Here is a 21,507-nt window from a genome sequence, read left to right on the forward strand (position 1 = left end):
GAATGGTGTTCGCTGTGCTTTCCGGAGATTGAAACGGCTCGTGCGCGTACCGGACGGGCCACGAAGCGCCCCCCCGAGCGATACCGCAATCGCCCGCAGACAGGTTCGCTTCCGGCTCGCGCTCCACTGTGGTGCACTATCGGCGCCAGATTGTCTTAACAATGCCCCACTTCAGGAGGGATTGAATGAAATGCACTCAGACGGGTTAATTCAGCAATTGCAGCACGCTCGAGGCCTGCGCTGGGAGCGTGTGAGCCGCGTCGGCGGCGGCACATCGAGCCAGATCACGGGTTCTGGGCAGCGTGCTCGTGCTCGTGCCACTGACCGGTGGGTGTGAGGATCAGGTTCTGGATACTGCGGTCAAGATGCCTGAGATGGGTCGGCAGCTGCCAACACGGACATCTTGCTCAGTGCGACTTCCCGTGCAAGTCCAGTGGCACCGGCTGGGTTAGCGTCTCGGGGCGCAGGATGCGGTCTAGTTCCTCTTTGGACAGCAAGCCCTTGCGCAAGACGATTTCATACACGCTGCCGCCTGTGGCGTGCGCTTCCTGCGCAACGGCCGTCGCGTTTGCATAGCCGATGTACGGGTTGAGCGCCGTCACGACACCGATCGAGTTCTCGACAGTGGCCCGCAGCCGGTCAGCATTCGCAGTGATGCCTTTGACGCAGCGCTCGGCGAGCGTCAGGCAGCCGTTGCGCAAATGGCTGACGCTCTTGAACAGGCTGTGCGCGATAATCGGCTCGAACGCATTGAGCTGGAGTTGGCCGGCCTCCGCGGCAAAGCTGACGGTGACGTCATTGCCGATGACCTCAAAGGCGATCTGATTCACGACTTCGGGAATGACGGGATTCACCTTGCCGGGCATGATGCTGGAACCGGCCTGCATCGGCGGCAGATTGATCTCGCCCAGTCCGGCGCGCGGTCCGCTGGACAACAGCCGCAGGTCGTTGCACGTCTTGGAAAGCTTCACGGCGACGCGTTTCAGCACGCCGGAAAGCTGCACGAAGGCACCGCAGTCCTGTGTGGCCTCGATCAGATTGGGGGCGGTCTGCAGCGGGATGCCGGTGATTTCACGCAGGCGCCGCAGCACCACCGGTGCATACGACGGATGCGCAGTAATGCCGGTGCCGATCGCGGTGGCACCGAGGTTGATCTCGCAGATCAGCATCGCGGCTTCGCGCAGGCGCGACTCGTCTTCCCCGAGCATCACGGCGTAGGTGCTGAATTCCTGGCCGAGTGTCATTGGCACGGCATCCTGCAACTGGGTGCGGCCCATCTTGATGATGTGGGCGAACGCTTCCGCCTTGTCCTCGAAGGCCCGCCGCAGCACCGCCATGGCGTCCACAAGGCCGACGATGCCGAACCACGTAGCGACCTTCAGCGCGCTCGGGTAGACGTCGTTGGTGCTCTGGCCGATGTTCACATGCTCGTTTGGATGCAGGTACTGGTACTCGCCCTTCTGGTGCCCGAGCAGTTCGAGCGCCCGGTTGGCGATTACCTCGTTGGCGTTCATGTTGGTCGAGGTGCCGGCGCCTCCCTGAATCACGTCGACGACGAACTGATCATGCAGCTTTCCGGCAATCAACTCCTGACAGGCGCCGACGATGGCATCGCAGCGTGCCTGATCGAGCAGTCCGAGTTCATGGTTGGCCTGCGCCGCGGCCTGCTTGATCGCGGCCAGCGCCTTGATCAGTTCAGGGTAGATGGAGATCGGGGTACCCGTGATCGGGAAGTTCTCGACGGCCCGCAACGTATGTACGCCATAGTAGGCCTGGACAGGAACTTCACGATCGCCCAGAAGGTCATGCTCGGTTCTGACGAGTCCGGCTGTCATGGTCACACTCCTCACGTGGATCAATTCAGCAATGCAGGCGAAGCTGGCAGACCATCAGGAATAAGAGACGGTCGTCGCCATACCGGACGTACCCGACCTACACCGACACCTTCGAAGAACAGCCCTCGTCCGGATGGGAAAGAGCCGCGGAACGTCCAGGAAGAAATCGGGTAACCATAGAGAGTTCCCCGAAGTCAGTATCCGCCAAGCCGACAGCGCATGCAATCGCCGCCCTTGTGTGGTGAGCCATGCGGGACCGCTCGAAAGAAGTCGTGCGCTGCCCAAGTCAGCAGCCCCACGACTCGACCGAAATGCCTGGACTCCGATTGTCGCCAAGTTACTGCATACGACGCATGGCTTCGAGCACGGAATACCCTTGACTTGTCAAGCGAGGGTGGGCATTGGCGCCGCCATGGCCATGCTCCATCGTCACGAGCTTATGAACCAGCAACCCATCCAGTTGTTCTGGTTCGAGATCATCGATGTCTTGTGCATCGCCAAGCAGTAACAGCGCGGCGATTTCATGCGGACTAAGCATGTCGGCCTCCTTTGTCGGGGTCGGAAAAAGGAACTACGACTGCTGCCCCGTGGAGAGAGTTCCACGGACGAAGAGGGAAACGGCAATGCGTGAAATCGGTGCGAGGACGCGCTGGGTGGGCGCACACCGAGCATTGAGACTAATCGCTCCCGGCGCTGGAATCAAGCTCCATGTTTTGAGGCAGCGTACTGCTCGCTGAGTGGGCTTGGACCGCGAGTGCTCCAAGCATCACTCAGAATAGCATCACAGGCACGAACATGATGATTGAAGGCGAGGTGCACTGCCACAAGCCCTGCGCCGCCGCCAGGCTTTCCTGCACCACGATTGCATTCGATCCACAGGGCGCACCAAAAGCGGGCCGCCTCTGCACCACCAACGCAAGGCGATCTTCCGAAGCTGCTCCGCTTCGCTGGCATGGAACATGCGACTGGATCCGGCAGCAGGCCGATGACGGCCTGCTGCCAGCGTCGCTGAAGCGCCGCGCTGGCAAGCGGTAAATAGTTCGTACCCTTTCGAACCCCTGTAGAAACCGAGGACAACGGCGTCCTTTCCCCGCTGACTGTGTATGGCGTGGGAAAGACGCCGTTTGTCTTTTGTGCGCCAACGAAGCAACGGAGAGGAATACCCAATGGCCTATCTCGCCCCCACCGAATTCGTGACCAAGATGGTCGACGCCGGAGAATCCAAACTGTTGATGTCATCGCGCGACACGCTGATCCGGGCCTATATGGCTGGCGCCATCCTTGCGCTGGCTGCCGCATTCGCAGTCACGATTACCGTCAATACCGGCAATGCCCTGGTTGGCGCCCTGCTCTTCCCCGTGGGCTTTTGTATGCTCTACCTGCTCGGCTTTGATCTGTTGACCGGCGTATTCACGCTGGCACCGCTGGCTGTCCTGGATCGGCGCCCGGGTGCTACCTGGCAGGGCGTGATGAGGAACTGGGGCCTTGTGTTCTGCGGCAACTTCGCCGGCGCTTTCACCGTGGCTGTATTCATGGCCATCATCTTTACCTTCGGCTTTTCCGAGGCACCCAACGCGATCGGGCAGAAGATTGGTCACATCGGCGAAGGCCGCACCATTGGCTATGCCGCACACGGTGCCGCTGGCATGCTGACTCTCTTTATCCGGGCTGTGATGTGCAACTGGATGGTCTCGACGGGCGTGGTGGCTGCAATGATGTCGACCTCGGTATCGGGAAAGGTGATCGGCATGTGGATGCCCATCCTCGTGTTCTTCTACATGGGGTTCGAACACTCCATCGTCAACATGTTTCTGTTCCCGTCTGGACTCATGCTGGGCGGCAACTTCACCATCATGGACTATCTGATCTGGAACGAGATTCCGACTGTCCTGGGCAACCTTGTAGGCGGCTTGACGTTCGTCGGCGCCACGCTATACAGCACGCACTACAAGACGGCGGCAAAACGCGTTCTCGGCTGATCGGTGACATTGGTCGAAGCGAATGCACGGGCAACTCTGCGTCAGCGTTGGCCAGCACTCTGAGGCGGGCCGGAAACCAGTCAACCAGGACTTTCATGGCGTGACACAACCGGCCGGCTACCAGCGCGTCACGAAGGGAATCGCGCTGGCACTGGCGGACGGCATCAGTACAAGCGCGGTGAGCCAGGTGGCTAGCGCCGCGGCCGTGCGAACCTTTCTTGAGGATTACTATTGCACATCCGAAGCCTGGACAGTGCGGCGATCAGCACAGCGCGTGCTGGCAGCCATCAACTCGTGGCTGCACGCGCAGACCCGGCGCAGCGATGCCCGCTTCGACAGCGACCGGGGCTACGTATGCACCTTCAGCGCGCTCATTTTCAAGGCGCGGGAGGCTCACCTGGTGCACGTTGGCGATACCCGCGTCTACCGGTTGCACCGCCATACGCTGGAGCAGCTGACCAACGATCATCGGATATGCGTTTCAGCGTCGGAAGCTTACTTGGGTCGTGCCCTGGGGACGGGTCCGTCCGTTGAGATTGACTATCGCGCCTGGGACTTGGAAGCCGGCGAAGTCTATCTGCTTGCCACCGACGGCGCCTACGAGCATCTGGACGCCGCGGATGTCCACCGGGCGCTGGCCGCCAGTGCCGGCGATCTGCAGCGCGCCGCGCAAGCCCTGGCCGCGGTTGCGATCGAAAGAGGCAGCCAGGACAACGTGACGGTGCAAATCGCGCGCGTCGATGCCTTGCCGGAACTCGATGCGGCGAGCGCGCGCATGCAAGCCGAACGCCTCGCCCTGCCGCCGCCTCTTGCGCCCCGCATGAAGTTCGAGGGCTACACGATCGTTCGGCAGCTTCATGCCAGTGCCCGCAGCCATGTGCATCTGGCAGTGGACGATGATAGCGGCCAGTTTGTCGCATTGAAGATCCCAGCCGTGGACCGATACGAAGATGCGGCGCATCTCGACGGGTTCCTGCTAGAGGAATGGGTGGCCAGACGCGTTGACAACCAGCACGTGGTCAGGCCACACATTGCAGACCGGCAGCGCAAGCACCTGTACGTGGCGATGGAGTATGTCGACGGCCAGACCCTGGGGCAATGGATGATCGATCATCCATCACCGGACCTGGACGCGGTACGCGCGATCGTCGCCCAGTTGGCAGTCGGGTTGCAGGCCTTTCATCGACGCGAGATGCTGCATCAGGACCTGCGTCCGGAGAATGCCATGATCGATCGGTCCGGCACGGTCAGGATCATGGATTTTGGGACTGTACACGTGGCAGGGCTGGCCGAAGGCACGCGGAATCCACGCCCCGATAAACCAGTCGGCACACTGCAGTACGCCGCTCCTGAATACTTGATTGGAGACGGTGGCACTGTGGCATCCGATCTGTTCTCGCTGGCGACACTGACCTATCAGATGCTGACCGGAAAACTGCCGTATGGATTGCAGGTGACGCAGGTGCGCGATCGCTCGAACTTTCGGCGCTTGCGCTACCTTTCGCTGCGCGAGCTACGCCCCGATCTGCCAGTGTGGGTCGATGAAGCTGTGCGAAAGGCACTGCATCCCAATCCACTGAAACGGCATGAAACGATGTCCGAGTTTATTCAGGCATTGCACATCCCTGCCCAGCCACTCTGGCAGCGCGCGACTCCACCACTGATGGAGAGAAATCCATTGCGCTTCTGGCAGGCGCTGACATTCGTGCTCGGCCTCTCGGTGGTGGTCTTGCTTGGGCTGCTGATTACCGGCCGGTGACAATCTCAGGGCCAGGTTCCGGACCGGCACGCGCGCCGCTTCCTCCGGTCTTCCCAATCCTTGTCCCGCACCAACAGACAAAAAGCCCTTCGCAATTAGAGAAGGGCTTTTTTGCCGTTCGGGCTGCTCAGCGTACTCAGGTGGTCATAGCTTGCGGATATTTGAAGCCTGTGGGCCTTTCTGGCCTTGCGTGACTTCAAACTCTACCTTCGCGCCCTCCTCCAGTGCCTTGAATCCAGTACCCTGGATTTCGCTGTGATGAGCAAACAAGTCCTTGCCGCCATCGTCCGGCGTGATGAATCCGTAGCCCTTTTCGCTGTTGAACCACTTTACAGTGCCAGTTGCCATCTCGTCCTCAAAATTTGATCCGCACAGATTGTGCTGGGACTGCTTCCATCGTTGGGATTTGTCGCAACTGCCCATTGCAGCATGACGTCGCGAACTTGCAGCATAGCCAAAGAGGTGTGCTGATGCCAAGCCTTCGGGGCCTGAGGGATTACTTTTGCGTCGGGGTTACTCGACCCAGAACGTATCGGCGTCCCGCAGCAGGTGCCCGGCAAGGATGTAGTCGCCAAGCCTCATGGCTTTCGCTTCCAGGGCTGCCAGTTCATTCGCAGTCAATTCGCTCAACACAAACTGGCAATAGAGATTGCGTTGACGGAACGTTAGCTTGGGGCGCTTCAAGCCGGCAACAAGTGCCGCCGGCGAGCTGACGGCGATACTCTCATGGCCACGGTACTCTACGCGGACGCCGGATTTCTCGCCCAGATGACTAAGTTCAGAAGCGTCTTGCCAACCAGTCTCATAATCGAGGTCGATGAGTCCTACGCCCGCCGCTTCGAGGAGTCTGATGGCCTCCCCTTTGGTTCCAGCCCGTGCCGTCGTCATTTCTGCCCCCGTTCAAAAACACTCGCGTACGAACCGCCGTATGCCCCATTGGATGATGATGTTCTGTTCACTTTTCCAATGACTAAGAGGCATCTTCCTGTCCATGCCTCGGATCACCGCGCTTGAAACCACAGGGAACAGTTCAGCGTCTCTTTGATTCCCTGACCAAAGCTTTCCTTAATTCTGACGTAAGAAAAATCTAAGTCAATAGGGTATAGGCACTGAATCAGCTTAGTAGAAGCGTGGCGAATCGGCTCAACTTCCCGAATTTCTGAAAGGCTGGGTGCTACAACCCGATCCGAGCAGACTGATCCATTGCCATCTCTCATGGCACGTGGGAGCTGCGAAATTGGCCTCTCGGGCTGGAGAGCGTAATCGGTATCGTCGCCTTCTATGTCGGCCGCCATCCGCGCTTTGGACACACTACGCTGCGCGGTGCTGGACCGCCTCAACCGCGAACACCGCCTGATTTCGCGAAGAGTGCGAGTAACCCCGAATCCACCCCGTTTTGGCGGCCTCAAAAGCGGCCCCGAGGGTTTCCCCGTAGTTGAGTTCTTCCTTGCTCTGTTCTTTAATTCAACATGAATTAATTAATGATGCCCAGGAGCACAGACCTGGAGCACACCGGACCGGAGATAAGATGAACGCATCCAAGGCAGGCCGTGGCGTCAACTCCGCCAGCCTGCGCCTTTACAACGAGCGGGCCTTGCTGCTGGCCCTGCGTCGCGCCGGGGAAGCATCCAAGGCAGACCTGGCCCGCATGGCGCAGCTCACCAATACCGCCGTCGGCAGCATCGTGCAGACACTGACCGACGAGGGCCTGGTCCAGCTTTCGGGGCGGCGCGTGGAAGGCCAGCGCGGACAGCCTGCCAGCCTGATCCGCCTGCAGCCCAAGGGGGCCTTCGGCATTGGCGTGCGGCTTGACCGCGGCAGCATGGAGGCCGTCATGGTCGACTTTGCCGGCCACATACTGGCCAGCCGCGCGCACCAGATGGTGCTGCCCCACCCCGACCAGGCGCTTGAGCTGGTGCGCCGCGACATCGACGAAATGCGCGCCCTGCTCACCCCGGCCGAGCAGAAGCGCCTGCTTGGCATTGGCGTTGCGCAACCCTACAACCTGGGCGCGTGGCTGCGTGAACTCGACGTGCAGGGCGAAGCCTTCCAGGCTACTTTTCGCGCCTGGGACGAGGCGGATTTCCCCGCCATGCTGGCGGCGGCCACCGGACTGCCGGTGTTCGGCGAGAACGACGGCACTGCGGCCGCGGTGGCCGAACTCTTCTACGGCCGTCACCATGCCCAGCACTTTCTCTACGTCTTCCTTGGCCCGGCCATCGGCGCAGGCGTGGTGCTCAACGGCGACTGCGTGCGCGGGGTCTCGGGCAATGCCGGCGACATCGCGATGATGCCGGTGCCGCCCAGCACGCTGTCCTCCGCCCCGGCAATGCCGGGCCGCCGGCGGGACATCCTGATCTCGCGCGCCTCGCTCAACGCGCTGACGCGCCACCTGCGCCACCACGGTGTGACGGTGCACGTCCATGCCGATCTGCAACGGCAGGTGGAACTGAAGCACCCGGCCGTGGCGGAATGGGTGGATGACTGCGTGGACGCGCTGGCCCCTGCGCTGCAATCCGCGCTGGCCGTGCTGGACGTGCCGCTGGTGATCTTCGATGCCGATATCGACGGCGGCCTGATGGCTACGCTGATCGAGCGCCTGCAGCAGGTGCTGGACGACAGCGCCCCGGAGGCACGCCCAGCCGCGCGCATCGTACGCGGCTGCTTCGGGGCCAACGCCGGCGCAGTCGGGGCTGCATCCCTGCCGATGTTCATGAACTTCTCGCCGCGTGCGGAACTGCTCAAGGGCGCGTCCGCCATGGTTCCGGAGGCCAGCCATGCCACTGTCTGACACGATCACCGCCCCACGGCACGCCGCTGCGGCGCCGCTGCTGGAGATGCGCAACATCTCCAAGACCTTCCCCGGCGTCAAGGCGCTCAGCAATGTCCAGCTGACGATCTATCCCGGCGAGGTCCACGCGCTGATGGGCGAGAACGGCGCCGGCAAGTCGACGCTGATGAAGATCCTCGCGGGCGCCTATATCGCCGACGATGGTGCCGAGTGCCGCATTGCCAGCCATCCGGTCGTCATCGACGGCCCGCTCGCGGCCCGCGCCCACGGCGTCGCGGTGATTTACCAGGAACTGAGCCTGGCGCCCAACCTGAGCGTGGCCGAGAACATCTACCTGGGACGCCACCTGCACCGCCACGGCATGGTGGATCGCGCCGCCATGGCACGGGCCTGCGAGGCCACGCTGGCCCGGCTCGGCGCGGACTTCACGCCGCAGACCCTGGTCGAGCGCCTGTCGATCGCCCAGCGCCAGTTGGTGGAAATCGCCCGCGCGGTGCATTTCGAGAACCGCATCCTGGTGATGGATGAACCCACCACTCCGCTGTCTACCCGCGAGACCGACCGCCTGTTCGCGCTGATCCGCCAGTTGCGGGCCGACGGTATGGCCATCATCTACATCAGCCACCGCATGGCCGAGATCGACGAACTGGCCGACCGCGTCACCGTGCTGCGTGACGGCTGCTACGTCGGCACCCTGGAAAAGGCCGGGCTGACCCAGGCGGCGCTGGTCAAGATGATGGTCGGCCGCGACCTGTCGGGCTTCTACACCAAGACGCATGGCGAAACGCAAGCGGGCGACATTGTGCTGTCCGTGCGCAATATGTCTGACGGGCGGCGCGTGCGGGATTGCAGCTTCGACCTGCGTGCCGGAGAGGTCCTTGGCCTGGCCGGCCTGGTCGGGGCGGGCCGCACGGAACTGGCGCGGCTGGTCTTTGGCGCCGACACGCCCACCAGCGGCGCGGTGTACCTCGCTGGCTCGCCAATGGTCATTCACCATCCGCGCCAGGCCATCGACGCCGGCATTGCCTACCTGACCGAAGACCGTAAGCTGCAGGGCCTTTTCCTTGACCAGAGCGTGCACGAGAACATCAACCTGATCGTCGCCGCACGGGATGCGCTGCACGGCGGCCGGCTCAATCGTGCCAGCGCGCGCCGGCGCACGGCCGACGCCATCCGCTCGCTGGGCATTCGCGTGGCGCATCCCCGCGTCAATGTCGGCTCGTTGTCGGGCGGAAACCAGCAGAAGGTGATGCTGTCGCGCCTGCTGGAAACGAAGCCGCGTGTGCTGATCCTGGACGAGCCCACACGTGGCGTCGACATCGGCGCCAAGGCCGAGATTTACCGCCTCATCGACGAGCTGGCCCGCTCCGGCGTCGCCGTCCTGCTGATTTCCAGCGAACTGCCGGAGGTGGTAGGCCTGTGCGATCGCGTGCTGGTGATGCGCGAAAGCCGGCTGGTTGGCGAGGTACGCGCCTGCCCGGATGCCGCCGCCACGCAGGAACGCATCATCGCCCTCGCCACCGGTGCTGCCGAGCCAACGCCAGCCACCGCGCTGCACTGAACCGACCATCCCCCGAGACCGCACAGACGGCCGGCGGCAAGCACCGCCACACAGATTCAGGAGACACCATGCGCAATTCGATCCACCCGACGGCACACGCAGTTTCTTCACACGGCGCGGCGCGCACGCTGGCCAGCCGCCGCGGCGCCACCACGCAGGAGCGCCTGCGGGCGCTGGGCATGCTGCCTGTGCTGGTGCTGCTGTGTGCCGGCTTCACGCTGCTGACCGACAACTTCGCCAGCCTGCAGAACCTGTCGATCATCGCGCAGCAGGCGTCGATCAACCTGGTGCTGGCGGCCGGCATGACCTTCGTCATCCTGACCGGCGGCATCGACCTGTCGGTCGGCTCCATCCTCTCGATCTCGGCCGTAGCGGCGATGCTGACTTCGCTGACGCCGCAACTGTCCGCGCTCGGCGTGCCCGCCGCCCTGCTGTGCGGCCTGTTGTTCGGGTTGGTGAACGGAACGCTGATCGCCTTCATGAAGCTGCCGCCCTTCATCGTCACGCTGGGCAGCCTGACCGCGGTGCGCGGGCTGGCGCGGCTGGCCGGACATGACAGCACGCTTTACAACCCCGACATCGGTTTTGCCTTCATCGGCAATGGTGACGTGCTGGGCGTGCCCTGGCTGGTGATCATTGCCGGTGCCGTGGTCGCGGTGTCCTGGTTCGTGCTGCGCCGGACGGTGCTGGGGCTGCAGATCTACGCCGTGGGCGGCAACGCCGAGGCGGCGCGGTTGTCGGGCATCAAGGTGTGGAGGGTACTGCTGTTCGTCTATGCGGTGTCCGGCCTGCTGGCAGGGCTTGGCGGCGTGATGTCCGCCTCGCGCCTGTACGCGGCCAACGGCCTGCAGCTGGGGCAATCCTATGAGCTGGATGCAATCGCCGCAGTGATCCTGGGCGGCACCAGCTTTGTTGGCGGCGTCGGCTCCATCGGCGGCACGCTGATCGGCGCGCTGATCATCGCGGCACTCTCCAACGGCCTGGTGCTGCTGGGCGTGTCGGACATCTGGCAGTACATCATCAAGGGCCTGGTGATTATCGGCGCGGTCGCACTGGACCGCTATCGCCAGAAGGGCTCGGCCCGCACTTGAGCACGCGCAGGAGACGGAAGTGATCAAGCAATTCCTGATGGTAGTCGCGCTTGGGGCGTGCAGCATTGCCGGCGCCATGGCACAAGCCCCGGCCACTGGGACCGTCGCGGCTGCCGCGCCACGGCAATTGAAGAAGGTAGGCGTCACGCTCGGCTCGCTCGGCAACCCCTACTTCGTGGCACTGGCCCGAGGCGCCGAAGCCGCGGCGAAGCAGGTCAACCCGCAGGCCAAGGTCACCGTGCTGTCGGCCGACTATGACCTCAACAAGCAGTTCTCGCACATCGACAGCTTTATCGTCGCCGGCGTGGATCTGATTCTGATCAATGCCGCCGACGCGCGCGCCATCGAACCGGCCGTGCGCAAGGCGAAGAAGGCGGGCATCGTGGTGGTGGCGGTGGACGTGGCCGCGGCGGGCGCGGACGCCACCGTGCAAACCGACAACCTCCAGGCCGGCGAGCTGGCCTGCGGCTTCCTGGCCGAACAGCTCAAGGGCCGCGGCAACCTCATCATCCAGAACGGGCCGCCGGTGTCGGCCGTGCTGGACCGCGTCAGGGGCTGCAAGGCGGTGCTGGCAAAACATCCGGACATCCGCATCCTGTCCGACGACCAGGACGCCAAGGGATCGCGCGAAGGCGGGCTCAACGTGATGCAGCTCTACCTGACGCGCTTCCCCAAGGTGGATGCGGTCTTCACCATCAATGACCCGCAGGCGGTCGGGGCCGACCTGGCCGCCCGGCAGCTCAACCGGCGCGGCATCCTGATCGCATCCGTCGACGGCGCACCCGACATCGAGGCGGCGCTGAAGGCCGACACGCTGGTGCAGGCCTCGGCCAGCCAGGATCCGTGGGCCATTGCCCGCACCGCGGTGCAGCTCGGCGTCGGCATGATGAACGGCCAGCGGCCTGCCAAGCCGGTGGTGCTGCTGCCCTCGACGCTGGTCACGCGCGCCAATGTCCGCGACTACAAGGGCTGGGCGGCACCGAGATAGCGCCCGGCCATACCCGTACACCTTCAGACCTTTCCAGGTGAAATGATGGATAGCACCAAGACCGGCGCACCGGCCCCGGATTTCGATTTCGTACTGTTCGGCGCCACTGGCGACCTGGCCCGCCGCAAGCTCCTGCCCGCGCTGTTCGACGCGCATGCGGCAGGCGCACTGCACCCGCAAGGTCGCATCCTCGCGCTGGGCAGCCAGCCGCTGGACCACGAAGCCTACCTTGCCATGCTCAACGACGAGGTACTGCCCGCGCTGGCAGGCAGCGTCGTGGCATCGTCCTGGCCGGGCTTCCTGGAGCGCATCATCTACCTGCAGGTCGACGCCAATACCGAGCCGGGCTTCGACGCATTGGCCGAGCTGGTGAATGCCCGCGCCGCGCCGGTGGTGGTGTGCTACCTCGCCACCGCGCCACACCTCTTCGTCAGGATCTGCGAGCAGCTGGCGCGGGTAGGGCTCACGGGCCAACGCAGCCGCGTCGTGCTGGAAAAACCGCTTGGCCATGACCTGGAATCATCCGAGGCGATCAATGCGGCGGTGGCGAAGTTCTTTGCCGAGGACCAGATCTATCGCATCGACCACTATCTGGGCAAGGAATCCGTGCAGAACCTGATGGCGGTGCGCTTCGGCAACGTCCTGTTCGAGCCGCTATGGCGGCGCGAGTGGGTAAAGGAAGTGCAGATCACCATTGCCGAGGAGCTGGGCGTCGAGCGGCGCGGCAATTTCTACGACGGCATCGGCGCGCTGCGCGACATGGTGCAGAACCACTTGCTCCAGTTGCTGTGCATGGTGGCCATGGAACCTCCCACCAGCCTGTCCGAAGACGCCATCCGCGACGAGAAGCTGAAGATCCTCAAGGCACTCCGGCCGATCCGGCCCGAGGAAGTCGCCGAGAAAGTCGTGCGTGGCCAGTACTGCCGCGGTGCGGCCGGGGGCGACCCGGTGCCTGGCTATGTCAGGGAGCCGGGCATCCCGCCCGAGAGCCGGACCGAGACCTTCGTCGCCATCAAGGCGGAAATTGCCAACTGGCGCTGGGCCGGCGTGCCCTTCTACCTTCGCACAGGCAAGCGCATGCAGTCGCGCGTGGCCGAGATCGTCATCCACTTCCACGATGTGCCCTGCGCCCTGTTCGCGCGCCCGCTGGGGACGCCGGCGGGAAACCGGCTGGTCATCACGTTGCAGCCGGAAGAGAGCATCCGGCTCTATTTCCTGGCCAAGCAGCCCGGTGACACGCAAGCGCTGGTGCCGGCCTCGCTGGATCTGCAGCGCCCGGAGGCAGGTCGGCTCGTACGCCGCATGGGCGCGTACGAGCGCCTGCTGCTGGATGTCATCCGCGGCAGGCTGGGCTTGTTCGTGCGCAGGGACGAACAGGTCCAGGCCTGGCGCTGGGTCGCGCCCATTCTCAAGACATGGGAGAACACCAACTCGGCGCCCAAGCTGTACACCGCCGGCACATGGGGGCCGGCGGCATCCAGCGCCCTCCTGTCACGCGACGGCATGGCCTGGCACGAAGAGATGTAGCCGCATTCCCGATCACCGCACCCCGAGCACTGCATGGAGCAGCCCTGATGTCGACATCCCTCCCTGCCTGGCAGGCCTTGCGTGAGCACGCCGCCAGGATTCGTCACACCCATATGCGCGACTGGTTCGCGGGCCCGCACGGGCAGGTCCGTTCCGAGCGCCTGACGGCCGAGGCCTGCGGCCTGACGCTTGACTACGCCAAGAACCGCGTCAACGAGGAAACCCTGGCCCTGCTGTTCGAGTTAGCCAGCCAGGCGCGCGTGTGCGAGCGGCGCGACGCCATGTTTGCCGGCGAGCCGGTCAACACCACCGAGCGCCGCGCCGCGCTTCACATGGCGCTGCGCGCCCGCCCTGGCGACGCCTACAGGGCGTTGGGCGTGCCGGTGGAAGCCGACGTGTCGGCAGTGCTAGCACAGATGGAGCGCTTCGCAGAGGCAGTGCGCAGCGGCGCATGGACAGGTTTTGACGGCCGCGCCATCACGGATGTGGTCAACATCGGCATCGGCGGTTCCGACCTTGGGCCGCGCATGGTGTGCCGCGCCCTGGTACAGGATGCGGAATGCGCGCCGCGCATGCATTTCGTCGCCAACGTGGACGGCTGCGATCTGGCTGGCAAGCTGCCACGCCTGGATCCGGCCACCACGCTGGTGATCGTCTGTTCCAAGACGTTCACGACGCTGGAAACCATGGCCAACGCCCGCACCGCGCGCGACTGGCTGGTGCGCCACGGGGCCACGCAGGCCAGCCTGGCCCGCCATTTCGTGGCGGTGTCGACAAACCGCGACGCCGTGGCCGCATTCGGCATCGACCCGGTCAATATGTTCCCGTTCTGGGACTGGGTCGGCGGCCGCTTCTCATTGTGGTCGGCGGTCGGCCTGTCGATCGCCGTGGCGATCGGCTTTGACCGGTTCCGCCTGCTGCTGGATGGCGCCAGGGCCATGGACCGGCATTTCGCCAGTGCGCCGCCCGAGCAGAACCTGCCGATGATTCTCGGCCTGCTCGATGTCTGGTACCGCAGCTTCCTGGGCGCAGGCAGCCGCTGCGTGGCGCCCTATTGCGAGCCGATGGAACTGCTCCCGGCCTTCTTGCAGCAACTGGAAATGGAGAGCAACGGCAAGTCGGTGCAGCACGACGGCGCCGCGCTGGAGGCTGGCTCGGCCGCGGTGGTATGGGGCACCACCGGCACCAACGGCCAGCATGCCTATTTCCAGATGGTGCACCAGGGCTCGCAGCTGGTACCGGTGGACTTCATCGCCTGCCTGCAACCGCACAGCGACTTGCCCGGCCACCATACCAAGCTGCTGGCCAACTGCTTTGCGCAAGGCGAAGCCTTGTTGCGCGGACGCACCGCCGACGAGGTGCGCGCAGATGGGCAGATCGATGAGGCGCTGGTGCCGCACCTGGTGTTCGAAGGCAACCGTCCCAGCAACACCCTGTTGTTGCAGCGCCTGGATGCGTTTCACCTGGGTGCCTTGCTCGCCATGTCCGAACATCGCACATTCGTGCAAGGCACACTCTGGAACATCAATTCCTTCGATCAATGGGGTGTGGAACTTGGCAAGATGCTGGCCCGCCCGATTGAGCGCGAACTGGAAGGTGCGCCGGGACAGTTGCACGACGCGTCGACAACCGCGCTGATCCGCCGCGCGTGCCGCGCCAGGGCCATGACGCCGGACTGATATCTGCCGGACGCAGCAGCCCGGCCGCCCGCTTCCCCAATTCAATCCAGCCGCGCAGTTCGCGCGGGCTCAGATCCAGGAGTCATCGATGTCCAAATCCTTGCCCCGCTACGTCGTATTCGGGGAGGCTCTCACCGACATGGTTCTCCAGGCCGACGGAACATGGCTCAGCCTGCCAGGCGGTTCCTGCTGGAACGTGGCACGCGTCGGCGCGCGCCTGGGCATCGACACGGCCTTTGCCGGCGCGGTCAGCCAGGACCTGTTCGGCGATGCACTGGCCCGGGCCAGCGAGCAGGCCGGACTGGACATGCGCTTCCTGCAACGTGTCGAACGCTCGCCGTTCCTGGCGTTTGTCGCTTCGCGTCATCCTCCGCAGTACTTCTTCGTGGGTGACGACAGCGCCGACCTGCATTTCGACCCGTCCCGGCTGCCGCAGGGCTGGCGCCAGGCGGCGCAAGTCATTCACTTTGGCTCCATCAGCCTGGCACGTCAGCCGCTGGCCGCGTGCCTGTGCAAGGAAGCCACGCTGGCGGCCGGCGCCGGCAAGCGCATTGCCTTCGACCCGAACTACCGCAAGCTGATGAATGCGCCGGGCTATGGCGAGGCGCTCGCGCACATGCTGCGGCTGGCCGCCTACGTCAAGATCTCGGATGAAGACCTGGCGGGCCTGTTTCCGGCGCTGGCCCTGGACGCCGCGCTCGCCCAGGTGCGGGCCATGGCGCCGGACGCCACCATCATGCTCACACGCGGGGCCGACGGCCTGACCCTGATCCGGTCCGAAACCGTGGTGGAGCAGCCGGCGTTCCGGGTGAACGTTGCCGACACCGTAGGTTGCGGGGATGCCGCCATGGGCGGCTGGATAGCCGCGCTCCTGGCCGAGCCACGGCCCGACCTTGCGGCACAGGCGCGCCAGGCCGCTGCCGCCGCGGCAGTGGCTGCCAGCCATGCCGGTGCATACGCCCCCTTGCGGCAAGAACTGGAGGGCCTGGCCGGCTGACCGCCACCCGCTATGACGCCGGCGCCGCTCAAAAAATGTCCTCCATATGGTCTTTTTGCAAGCGGATATCCTCCGGACTGAGGACGATATAGCCAAGGGCTTTCAGCAACTGCACGGCCTCCAGTTCGGCATCCAGATACACAGGCCGTTCGGGGCGGCGCGCGCGGGGCGCGAGCAGCTGCGAGATGCTGGCATACGGGCTCGACACGTCCCTGCCATCTGGTCGTCTGGCAGTAACGATGCGGTAATGCTCCAGGTTGGGTTTCCAGGAAACGTCAACGGCGGCATTGAACCTGGAGGTGCAAAGTCGTAGCCGCTTCAGCGCTGTCAGCCAGCGCACGAATGCATCGCGCTCGGTCGGAAGGTAACCCTTGAGCAAGACGTTGAGATCGTCCAGCACGGTGCCCCCTGCGGACACCTGATCATCTTCCAATAAAGAAATCTCAAGCGCCACGCGCTGGTATCCGTCCTGGTCGTAGATCGCGCATTCGCTGTCCAGCACGCCCTCATACAGCAATTCGCACAGCAGGGCCCACGCTCGTGGATTCTTGTCGAGCCTGCCTTCGAGCGTGGGATCCAGCTGGCTGAGAACGTCCGGGATGGGGCGGTCCTGGCCGGACTGAAGGGCCAGGGCGAAGGCCGTTGCGTTGTCCGACCGCCTGTCGCCGCGTGCCAGCATTTGCACGGCGGCTTCCTTGAGTTCGCGGATTTCCGTGGCGGTATCGGTGGCTTGCTTCCATGCATACTCTTCGAGACTGGCAGCCAGTTTGCGCGCTGGCCTGGCCAGTTGGCCGGCCAGTGTCTGGACGAAGCCCACGCATACACTGCAGCGGCATTCCAGGCGACCAGCATGCAGGAAGCCGGCGTATAACCGTTCCTGATGTCCGCAGTGCCGGCATTCGACAGAGAACCCGCCCTGCCGCGCCGGCCGCTGCATCGCGAGCAAGCCATCGACCTGGTAGTGGGCTTGTCCGTCGCAGCATGGACAGATCCACTGGAGCTTGTGCGCACCGTCGCGCGGCGCCACCGCGCGGTCAAACTGGCGCTCGATGACGCTTCGGGGAATCCCCTGGGAGCGCCCGAGCACGTCCGCGGAGTAGCGCCAATAGCAATACGAGTGCGCGGCGGCGGCCGCGTCCGGATCCAGACGCTGCAGCTCGGGCAGGAGGCTGGTACTGCGCCGGATCTCGTCTGCCCAGGCATCAACCAGCGCTGGCCCGCCTGGCATCACGGCTTCAAGGGCGGCGCGGCTCTGCGCCAGGAAGTCCGGCACGTGAACCCGGCGGATGAAGTCCTCGTTCTCGAGCCAGAACAAATGCCCGGGGAGGGTTTCCAGTGCATCGACGCCGGCCCTGACTTCTGCCATGCCCGGACAGGCAAGAAATGTGAAAGGTCTACTAAACAGGAAAGTATCTGCCATGCTTTTGTCAGCGGGGGTATCCCGCCTACGAGACTTCAATCACCCCGCTTGCGAACACTCCGCCCCATGACGCGGGCGAACGCCATCGCGCGGACCGCGCAGCTTCATGGCGCCGGTCCGTCTCGGGGACTTTCCCCTTCTTGTTTTTTATGGGTATTCTGTCTCGCGCAGATTTACACCTGTCGCATGGGACAGCATAGGCGATGCTGGCGCATCCTTACAAATTGAGGATGACTGGATGCGATACAGGCTCTATAGCCTCGTCGAGCACAGGAGCCTCACGATCGGACTGCACATGGCGTCCATAGCATCAGCGCGTGGCAGTTGGGATGTGAAAAGCATAATCTCCGGTCTCTTCCAATCTGCGTTGGTCCCGGGGCCGACAGGGCCAATTCGACTCGCTGCTGCAGAGGCCAACGGTGCGCCGAAATTCCTGTGCTACGCCGAAAAGCGCTTGCAAAGTAACCGCGAGACAGGCCGCACTCTGCCGCCAACTCTGTCAGCGTCGACGCCGCAGTGGAAGCGGCCCGCCGCGACCCGAGGCCAGTCAGGCCGCCCGCATCGCCAGCGCGTAGTACGACGCGCCGTCCTCGCTGCGCTCCAGCATCGCGCGGACCGTCACCGTCAGCCCACTTCCGTCCCCCCGTTGCAACTCGGCGCCGAACTCCACCCGCGGCCGGGCATGCGTCATCCTGCGCAGGCGCGCCCCGGCATCGGCGAAACGTCGGGCGAACCCGCCGCCCAGCAGTTCACCGACATCGCAGCCGACCATCTCCACCAGCGCCGCATTGACCGACTCACAGCGCAAATCCCCGTCCAGCAATGCCATGCCTTCCGACGTCAACTCGAACACCGCCCGGAACCGCGCCTGCTGGTCGCGCAGCGACTGCTCGGCGAGCTTGCGCGCGGTATTGTCCATGCTGATGCCGACAATCTTGACGATGCGCCCGTCCAGTTCACGCACCGGTGTGGCGCGGGACGAAATCCAGCGGATGCCGCCGTCGGGCTGGTACAGGCGGAAGTCGAACTCGTGCGCCTGGCCTGTGCGCAGCGATTCCTCGTAGGCCGCGTTCATCATGGGAACGTCATCGGCATGCACATGCTTCCAGAAGCTCTCGTTGCTGACGATGCGCCAGCCATACACGGCTTCGACGTTGGACGAGTAGGTAACATCGTCCGTGATCAGGTTCCATTCCCACGTGACGATGCGCGCGCCCTCCTGCGCCAGCTTCATGCGCGCCTCGCTCTCCATGATCTCGGCCGTGTAGCGGCGGCGCATGTCGGTCATGGGGATTTCCACCGCGCTCGATGTTTCCGCCTCTTGCCGCGCCTGCTCGCCGTAGCGCAGCCAGATCCAGTTGACGCCAAGGAACGCCGCCAGCTTGCGCAGCTTCTCGTAGTCGATCTCACCGCCCTTCGTCCATTTGTGGACGGCCGGGCGCGACACGTCGAGCGCGTTCGCCACCGCCTGCAGCGTGAGTTTCTTGTGTTCGAGCAGTTCCTTGAGGCGGAATGCAAAGCTGTTTTCTGTCATGTTCTGGATTCCCCGGTGGCATCCCCGAGATGCCGCATGAAAAACTCGACGCAGGCGCGCAGCCGTGTGGAGCCGGAAAGGCGCGAAGGATACACCGCCCAGATATCCGCGTCCTGGCGGTAGTCGGGCAGTACCTGCACCAGGCGGCCGGCCTTGAGGTCAGGTTCGACGTCCCACACCGAGCGCAGCATGACGCCATGCCCGGCCAGCGCCCAGCTCGTGACAATCTCCCCGTGGTTGGACGACAGGCGCCCGCCGACCTTGACGTTGCGGTCGCCCTCCGGCCCGGTCATGCGCCAGATGCCGAAGGGATGGTCGCGCTCCTTGGTGACGAGGCAGTCGTGCTCCGTCAGCGCGTCGAGCGTCTGCGGCACGCCGCGCGCCGCGAGATAGGATGGGGCCGCGCACAGCACCCGCCAGTTGCGCGCCAGCCGGCGCGCGATCAGGTGCGGGGCGATGTCGTTGCCGATGCGGATGTCAAGGTCGATCCCCTCGGCCACGAGGTCGACCAGCTTGTCGAACACGTCGAAGCGGATTTCCAGGCCGGGGTACTGCTCGCACAGCGTGGAGATCAGCGGTGCGACATGCCGCCTGCCGAAGCCCACGCTGCTGCCGATCCGCACCAGCCCGCGCGGCGCGCCGCCGGCAGCGGAGACGTCGTCCATCAACTGGCCGATCTCGTCGAGCACGTGGCGCGCCCAGCGGCACACGCGGTCGCCGTTTTCCGTCGGTGACACCTGGCGCGTGCTCCGGTGCAGCAGTTGCGCGCCCATCGCCTGCTCCAGCGCCTTGACGCGCTTGCTGACATAGGCGGGCGAGCTGCCCAGTTCCTCCGCGGCGGCGACGAAGCTGGCGCGCTGGGCAACCAGGCAGAACACCCGCAGGTCTTCCAGTGGGGGCAGATTGTTCACGATTCGTGTTTCCTGTATCCACGGTTGCGCGGATGATCCGCGCGGGGTTTCCCGGCATCCTCGATCGCGTCCTGACCACCAGACACGAGCGAGACACCGCTATGACCAAACCTTCTCCGAATGCATTCCGTATCGCTGCCATCGCCGGCGACGGCATCGGCAATGAAGTCCTCCCCGAAGGGCTGCGCGTCGTCGAAGCCGCCGCGCGCAAGTTCAACCTGCCCATCGAAGTGCGTCACTTCGAATGGGCCAACTGCGACTACTACCTCCGCCACGGCAAGATGATGCCGGACGACTGGAAGGAACAGATCGACGGCTTCGACGCCATCTACTTCGGCGCCGTGGGCTGGCCCGACAAGGTGCCCGACCACGTCTCGCTGTGGGGCTCGCTGCTCAGGTTCCGCCGCGAGTTCGACCAGTACGTCAACCTGCGCCCGGTGCGCCTGCTGCCTGGCGTGCCCTGCCCGCTGGCCAACAGGAAGCCCGGCGACATCGACTTCTACGTGGTCCGCGAAAACACCGAGGGCGAGTACAGCTCGGTCGGCGGCCGCATGTACGAAGGCACCGAGCGCGAGATCGTGATGCAGCAGTCGATCTTCAGCCGCCACGGCACCGACCGCATCCTGAAGTACGCCTTCGAACTGGCCCAATCGCGTCCCCGCAGGAAGCTGACTTCGGCCACCAAGTCCAACGGCATCGCCGTCAGCATGCCCTGGTGGGACGAGCGCACCGCCGCCTTGGGCGCGCAATACCCCGATGTGAAGTGGGACAGCCAGCACATCGACATCCTCTGCGCCCGCTTCGTGCTCCAGCCCGAGCGCTTCGACGTGGTGGTCGCCTCCAACCTGTTCGGCGATCTGCTCTCCGACCTCGGCCCGGCCTGTACCGGCACCATCGGTCTGGCTGGTTCGGCCAACCTGAACCCCGAGCGCAAATTCCCCTCGCTGTTCGAGCCGGTGCACGGCTCGGCGCCGGACATCTACGGCAAGCAGATCGCCAACCCCATCGGCATGATCTGGTCGGGCGCGATGATGCTCGATTTCCTCGGAGGTTCCGCAGGAAAGCAAGCGCATGACGCCATCCTCGCCGCCATCGAGACCGTGCTGCGCGAAGGCCCGCTGACACCGGACGCCGGCGGCACGGCCGGGACGAGCGACGTGGGCAAGGCCATCGCCGACGCCCTCTGACGCCGGATTCGCGGGAGGACGTGACGCGGAATTCGTGCGGCACATCTCCCCCGCCTGCCGCGAGAAGGCCCATCCGGCACACATGCAGTTTTTTTCAGCGCGGAGCTTGTGCATCCCCGGGATTTTGCATAGAGTTTGCGTAAACCAATGGTTACTGTAAACCATTGGTTTACAAAAAGCAAATCAAGAACGCGGACCCAACCGCGCCGGGTAGACAAGTTCCACCACAAAGCACCTATGCGCCAAGA

Annotated in this window: 19 protein-coding genes; 11 read left to right on the forward strand and 8 right to left on the reverse strand. The window is 64.3% G+C overall.

Annotated elements, in window-relative coordinates; all coding sequences use genetic code 11:
• Positions 1 to 407 precede the first annotated feature (407 nt).
• Both aspA and CupriaWKF_RS17590 read right to left on the reverse strand, forming a co-directional pair.
• The gene (gene aspA, locus CupriaWKF_RS17585; RefSeq protein WP_276102055.1) at positions 408 to 1,835 is read right to left on the reverse strand and encodes an aspartate ammonia-lyase; all 1,428 of its coding nucleotides are present in this window, start codon (positions 1,833 to 1,835) and stop codon (positions 408 to 410) included.
• A gap of 337 nt (positions 1,836 to 2,172) precedes the next feature.
• Positions 2,173 to 2,373 (reverse strand): hypothetical protein, encoded by a 201-nt coding sequence (locus tag CupriaWKF_RS17590; protein ID WP_276102056.1) that lies wholly within the window; start codon positions 2,371 to 2,373, stop codon positions 2,173 to 2,175.
• 257 nt (positions 2,374 to 2,630) lie between these two features.
• Here CupriaWKF_RS17590 and CupriaWKF_RS17595 point away from each other — a divergent pair, with 257 nt between their 5' ends.
• The 3 genes from CupriaWKF_RS17595 to CupriaWKF_RS17605 all read left to right on the forward strand — a co-directional run bounded on the left by CupriaWKF_RS17595 (position 2,631) and on the right by CupriaWKF_RS17605 (position 5,573).
• Positions 2,631 to 2,870 (forward strand): hypothetical protein, encoded by a 240-nt coding sequence (locus CupriaWKF_RS17595; RefSeq protein WP_276102057.1) that lies wholly within the window; start codon positions 2,631 to 2,633, stop codon positions 2,868 to 2,870.
• Between the two features lie 131 nt (positions 2,871 to 3,001).
• The gene (locus tag CupriaWKF_RS17600; RefSeq protein WP_276102058.1) at positions 3,002 to 3,814 is read left to right on the forward strand and encodes a formate/nitrite transporter family protein; all 813 of its coding nucleotides are present in this window, start codon (positions 3,002 to 3,004) and stop codon (positions 3,812 to 3,814) included.
• A gap of 100 nt (positions 3,815 to 3,914) precedes the next feature.
• The gene (locus CupriaWKF_RS17605) at positions 3,915 to 5,573 is read left to right on the forward strand and encodes a protein kinase (protein WP_346348615.1); all 1,659 of its coding nucleotides are present in this window, start codon (positions 3,915 to 3,917) and stop codon (positions 5,571 to 5,573) included.
• 144 nt (positions 5,574 to 5,717) lie between these two features.
• Here CupriaWKF_RS17605 and CupriaWKF_RS17610 read toward each other — a convergent pair whose 3' ends face one another.
• Both CupriaWKF_RS17610 and CupriaWKF_RS17615 read right to left on the reverse strand, forming a co-directional pair.
• Positions 5,718 to 5,921: a cold-shock protein gene (locus CupriaWKF_RS17610; RefSeq protein WP_276102060.1), complete on the reverse strand. Its 204-nt coding sequence runs from the start codon at positions 5,919 to 5,921 to the stop codon at positions 5,718 to 5,720.
• Between the two features lie 165 nt (positions 5,922 to 6,086).
• Positions 6,087 to 6,461 carry a PHA-granule associated protein 4 gene (locus tag CupriaWKF_RS17615; RefSeq protein ID WP_276102061.1) on the reverse strand — a complete coding sequence of 125 codons (375 nt, stop codon included), beginning with the start codon at positions 6,459 to 6,461 and terminating at the stop codon, positions 6,087 to 6,089.
• A 640-nt stretch (positions 6,462 to 7,101) separates the two neighbouring features.
• Between CupriaWKF_RS17615 and CupriaWKF_RS17620 the strand changes: the two genes are divergently transcribed.
• The 7 genes from CupriaWKF_RS17620 (at position 7,102) to CupriaWKF_RS17650 (ending at position 16,207) form a co-directional block, all read left to right on the forward strand.
• Positions 7,102 to 8,364, forward strand: a complete 1,263-nt coding sequence (locus tag CupriaWKF_RS17620) for an ROK family protein (protein WP_276102062.1) — start codon at positions 7,102 to 7,104, stop codon at positions 8,362 to 8,364.
• Complete coding sequence (locus tag CupriaWKF_RS17625; RefSeq protein WP_276102063.1) at positions 8,351 to 9,925, forward strand: sugar ABC transporter ATP-binding protein; 1,575 nt, start codon at positions 8,351 to 8,353, stop codon at positions 9,923 to 9,925. Before CupriaWKF_RS17620 ends, CupriaWKF_RS17625 begins: the two co-directional genes overlap by 14 nt.
• A 68-nt stretch (positions 9,926 to 9,993) precedes the next feature.
• Positions 9,994 to 11,016: a ribose ABC transporter permease gene (locus tag CupriaWKF_RS17630; protein ID WP_276102064.1), complete on the forward strand. Its 1,023-nt coding sequence runs from the start codon at positions 9,994 to 9,996 to the stop codon at positions 11,014 to 11,016.
• Between the two features lie 76 nt (positions 11,017 to 11,092).
• Positions 11,093 to 12,004 carry an ABC transporter substrate-binding protein gene (locus CupriaWKF_RS17635; RefSeq protein WP_276103293.1) on the forward strand — a complete coding sequence of 304 codons (912 nt, stop codon included), beginning with the start codon at positions 11,093 to 11,095 and terminating at the stop codon, positions 12,002 to 12,004.
• Positions 12,005 to 12,049: 45 nt separating this feature from the next.
• Positions 12,050 to 13,531, forward strand: a complete 1,482-nt coding sequence (gene zwf, locus CupriaWKF_RS17640; RefSeq protein ID WP_276103295.1) for a glucose-6-phosphate dehydrogenase — start codon at positions 12,050 to 12,052, stop codon at positions 13,529 to 13,531.
• A gap of 47 nt (positions 13,532 to 13,578) precedes the next feature.
• Positions 13,579 to 15,210 carry a glucose-6-phosphate isomerase gene (gene pgi, locus CupriaWKF_RS17645; RefSeq protein ID WP_276102065.1) on the forward strand — a complete coding sequence of 544 codons (1,632 nt, stop codon included), beginning with the start codon at positions 13,579 to 13,581 and terminating at the stop codon, positions 15,208 to 15,210.
• Between the two features lie 88 nt (positions 15,211 to 15,298).
• Positions 15,299 to 16,207, forward strand: a complete 909-nt coding sequence (locus tag CupriaWKF_RS17650; RefSeq protein WP_276102066.1) for a carbohydrate kinase — start codon at positions 15,299 to 15,301, stop codon at positions 16,205 to 16,207.
• 28 nt (positions 16,208 to 16,235) lie between these two features.
• Here the strand turns inward: CupriaWKF_RS17650 and CupriaWKF_RS17655 are convergent, their stop codons facing one another.
• The 4 genes from CupriaWKF_RS17655 to CupriaWKF_RS17670 all read right to left on the reverse strand — a co-directional run bounded on the left by CupriaWKF_RS17655 (position 16,236) and on the right by CupriaWKF_RS17670 (position 20,072).
• Positions 16,236 to 17,627, reverse strand: a complete 1,392-nt coding sequence (locus CupriaWKF_RS17655) for a hypothetical protein (protein WP_276102067.1) — start codon at positions 17,625 to 17,627, stop codon at positions 16,236 to 16,238.
• Positions 17,628 to 17,905: 278 nt separating this feature from the next.
• Complete coding sequence (locus tag CupriaWKF_RS17660; protein WP_276102068.1) at positions 17,906 to 18,121, reverse strand: hypothetical protein; 216 nt, start codon at positions 18,119 to 18,121, stop codon at positions 17,906 to 17,908.
• Positions 18,122 to 18,174: 53 nt separating this feature from the next.
• Positions 18,175 to 19,161 carry a PAS domain-containing protein gene (locus CupriaWKF_RS17665; protein WP_276102069.1) on the reverse strand — a complete coding sequence of 329 codons (987 nt, stop codon included), beginning with the start codon at positions 19,159 to 19,161 and terminating at the stop codon, positions 18,175 to 18,177.
• Entirely contained in the window at positions 19,158 to 20,072 is a 915-nt protein-coding gene (locus CupriaWKF_RS17670; RefSeq protein ID WP_276102070.1) for a LysR substrate-binding domain-containing protein, read from the reverse strand. Before CupriaWKF_RS17670 ends, CupriaWKF_RS17665 begins: the two co-directional genes overlap by 4 nt.
• Positions 20,073 to 20,173: 101 nt before the next feature.
• Here CupriaWKF_RS17670 and CupriaWKF_RS17675 point away from each other — a divergent pair, with 101 nt between their 5' ends.
• Positions 20,174 to 21,259: a tartrate dehydrogenase gene (locus CupriaWKF_RS17675; RefSeq protein WP_276102071.1), complete on the forward strand. Its 1,086-nt coding sequence runs from the start codon at positions 20,174 to 20,176 to the stop codon at positions 21,257 to 21,259.
• Positions 21,260 to 21,507: the final 248 nt, after the last annotated feature.

Origin of the sequence: Cupriavidus sp. WKF15 (genome assembly GCF_029278605.1) — a bacterium.
Taxonomy (GTDB): Bacteria; Pseudomonadota; Gammaproteobacteria; order Burkholderiales; family Burkholderiaceae; genus Cupriavidus.

Coding starts and splice junctions, on each gene's coding strand:
- CupriaWKF_RS17600 (WP_276102058.1), top strand. CDS start 3,002: ATGGCCTATCTCGCCCCCACCGAATTCGTGACCAAGATGGTCGACGCC.
- CupriaWKF_RS17620 (WP_276102062.1), top strand. CDS start 7,102: ATGAACGCATCCAAGGCAGGCCGTGGCGTCAACTCCGCCAGCCTGCGC.
- CupriaWKF_RS17590 (WP_276102056.1), bottom strand. CDS start 2,373: ATGCTTAGTCCGCATGAAATCGCCGCGCTGTTACTGCTTGGCGATGCA.
- CupriaWKF_RS17625 (WP_276102063.1), top strand. CDS start 8,351: ATGCCACTGTCTGACACGATCACCGCCCCACGGCACGCCGCTGCGGCG.
- pgi (WP_276102065.1), top strand. CDS start 13,579: ATGTCGACATCCCTCCCTGCCTGGCAGGCCTTGCGTGAGCACGCCGCC.
- CupriaWKF_RS17650 (WP_276102066.1), top strand. CDS start 15,299: ATGTCCAAATCCTTGCCCCGCTACGTCGTATTCGGGGAGGCTCTCACC.
- CupriaWKF_RS17675 (WP_276102071.1), top strand. CDS start 20,174: ATGACCAAACCTTCTCCGAATGCATTCCGTATCGCTGCCATCGCCGGC.
- CupriaWKF_RS17615 (WP_276102061.1), bottom strand. CDS start 6,461: ATGACGACGGCACGGGCTGGAACCAAAGGGGAGGCCATCAGACTCCTC.
- CupriaWKF_RS17595 (WP_276102057.1), top strand. CDS start 2,631: ATGATGATTGAAGGCGAGGTGCACTGCCACAAGCCCTGCGCCGCCGCC.
- zwf (WP_276103295.1), top strand. CDS start 12,050: ATGGATAGCACCAAGACCGGCGCACCGGCCCCGGATTTCGATTTCGTA.
- CupriaWKF_RS17655 (WP_276102067.1), bottom strand. CDS start 17,627: ATGGCAGATACTTTCCTGTTTAGTAGACCTTTCACATTTCTTGCCTGT.
- CupriaWKF_RS17635 (WP_276103293.1), top strand. CDS start 11,093: ATGGCACAAGCCCCGGCCACTGGGACCGTCGCGGCTGCCGCGCCACGG.
- CupriaWKF_RS17665 (WP_276102069.1), bottom strand. CDS start 19,161: ATGACAGAAAACAGCTTTGCATTCCGCCTCAAGGAACTGCTCGAACAC.
- aspA (WP_276102055.1), bottom strand. CDS start 1,835: ATGACAGCCGGACTCGTCAGAACCGAGCATGACCTTCTGGGCGATCGT.
- CupriaWKF_RS17610 (WP_276102060.1), bottom strand. CDS start 5,921: ATGGCAACTGGCACTGTAAAGTGGTTCAACAGCGAAAAGGGCTACGGA.
- CupriaWKF_RS17630 (WP_276102064.1), top strand. CDS start 9,994: ATGCGCAATTCGATCCACCCGACGGCACACGCAGTTTCTTCACACGGC.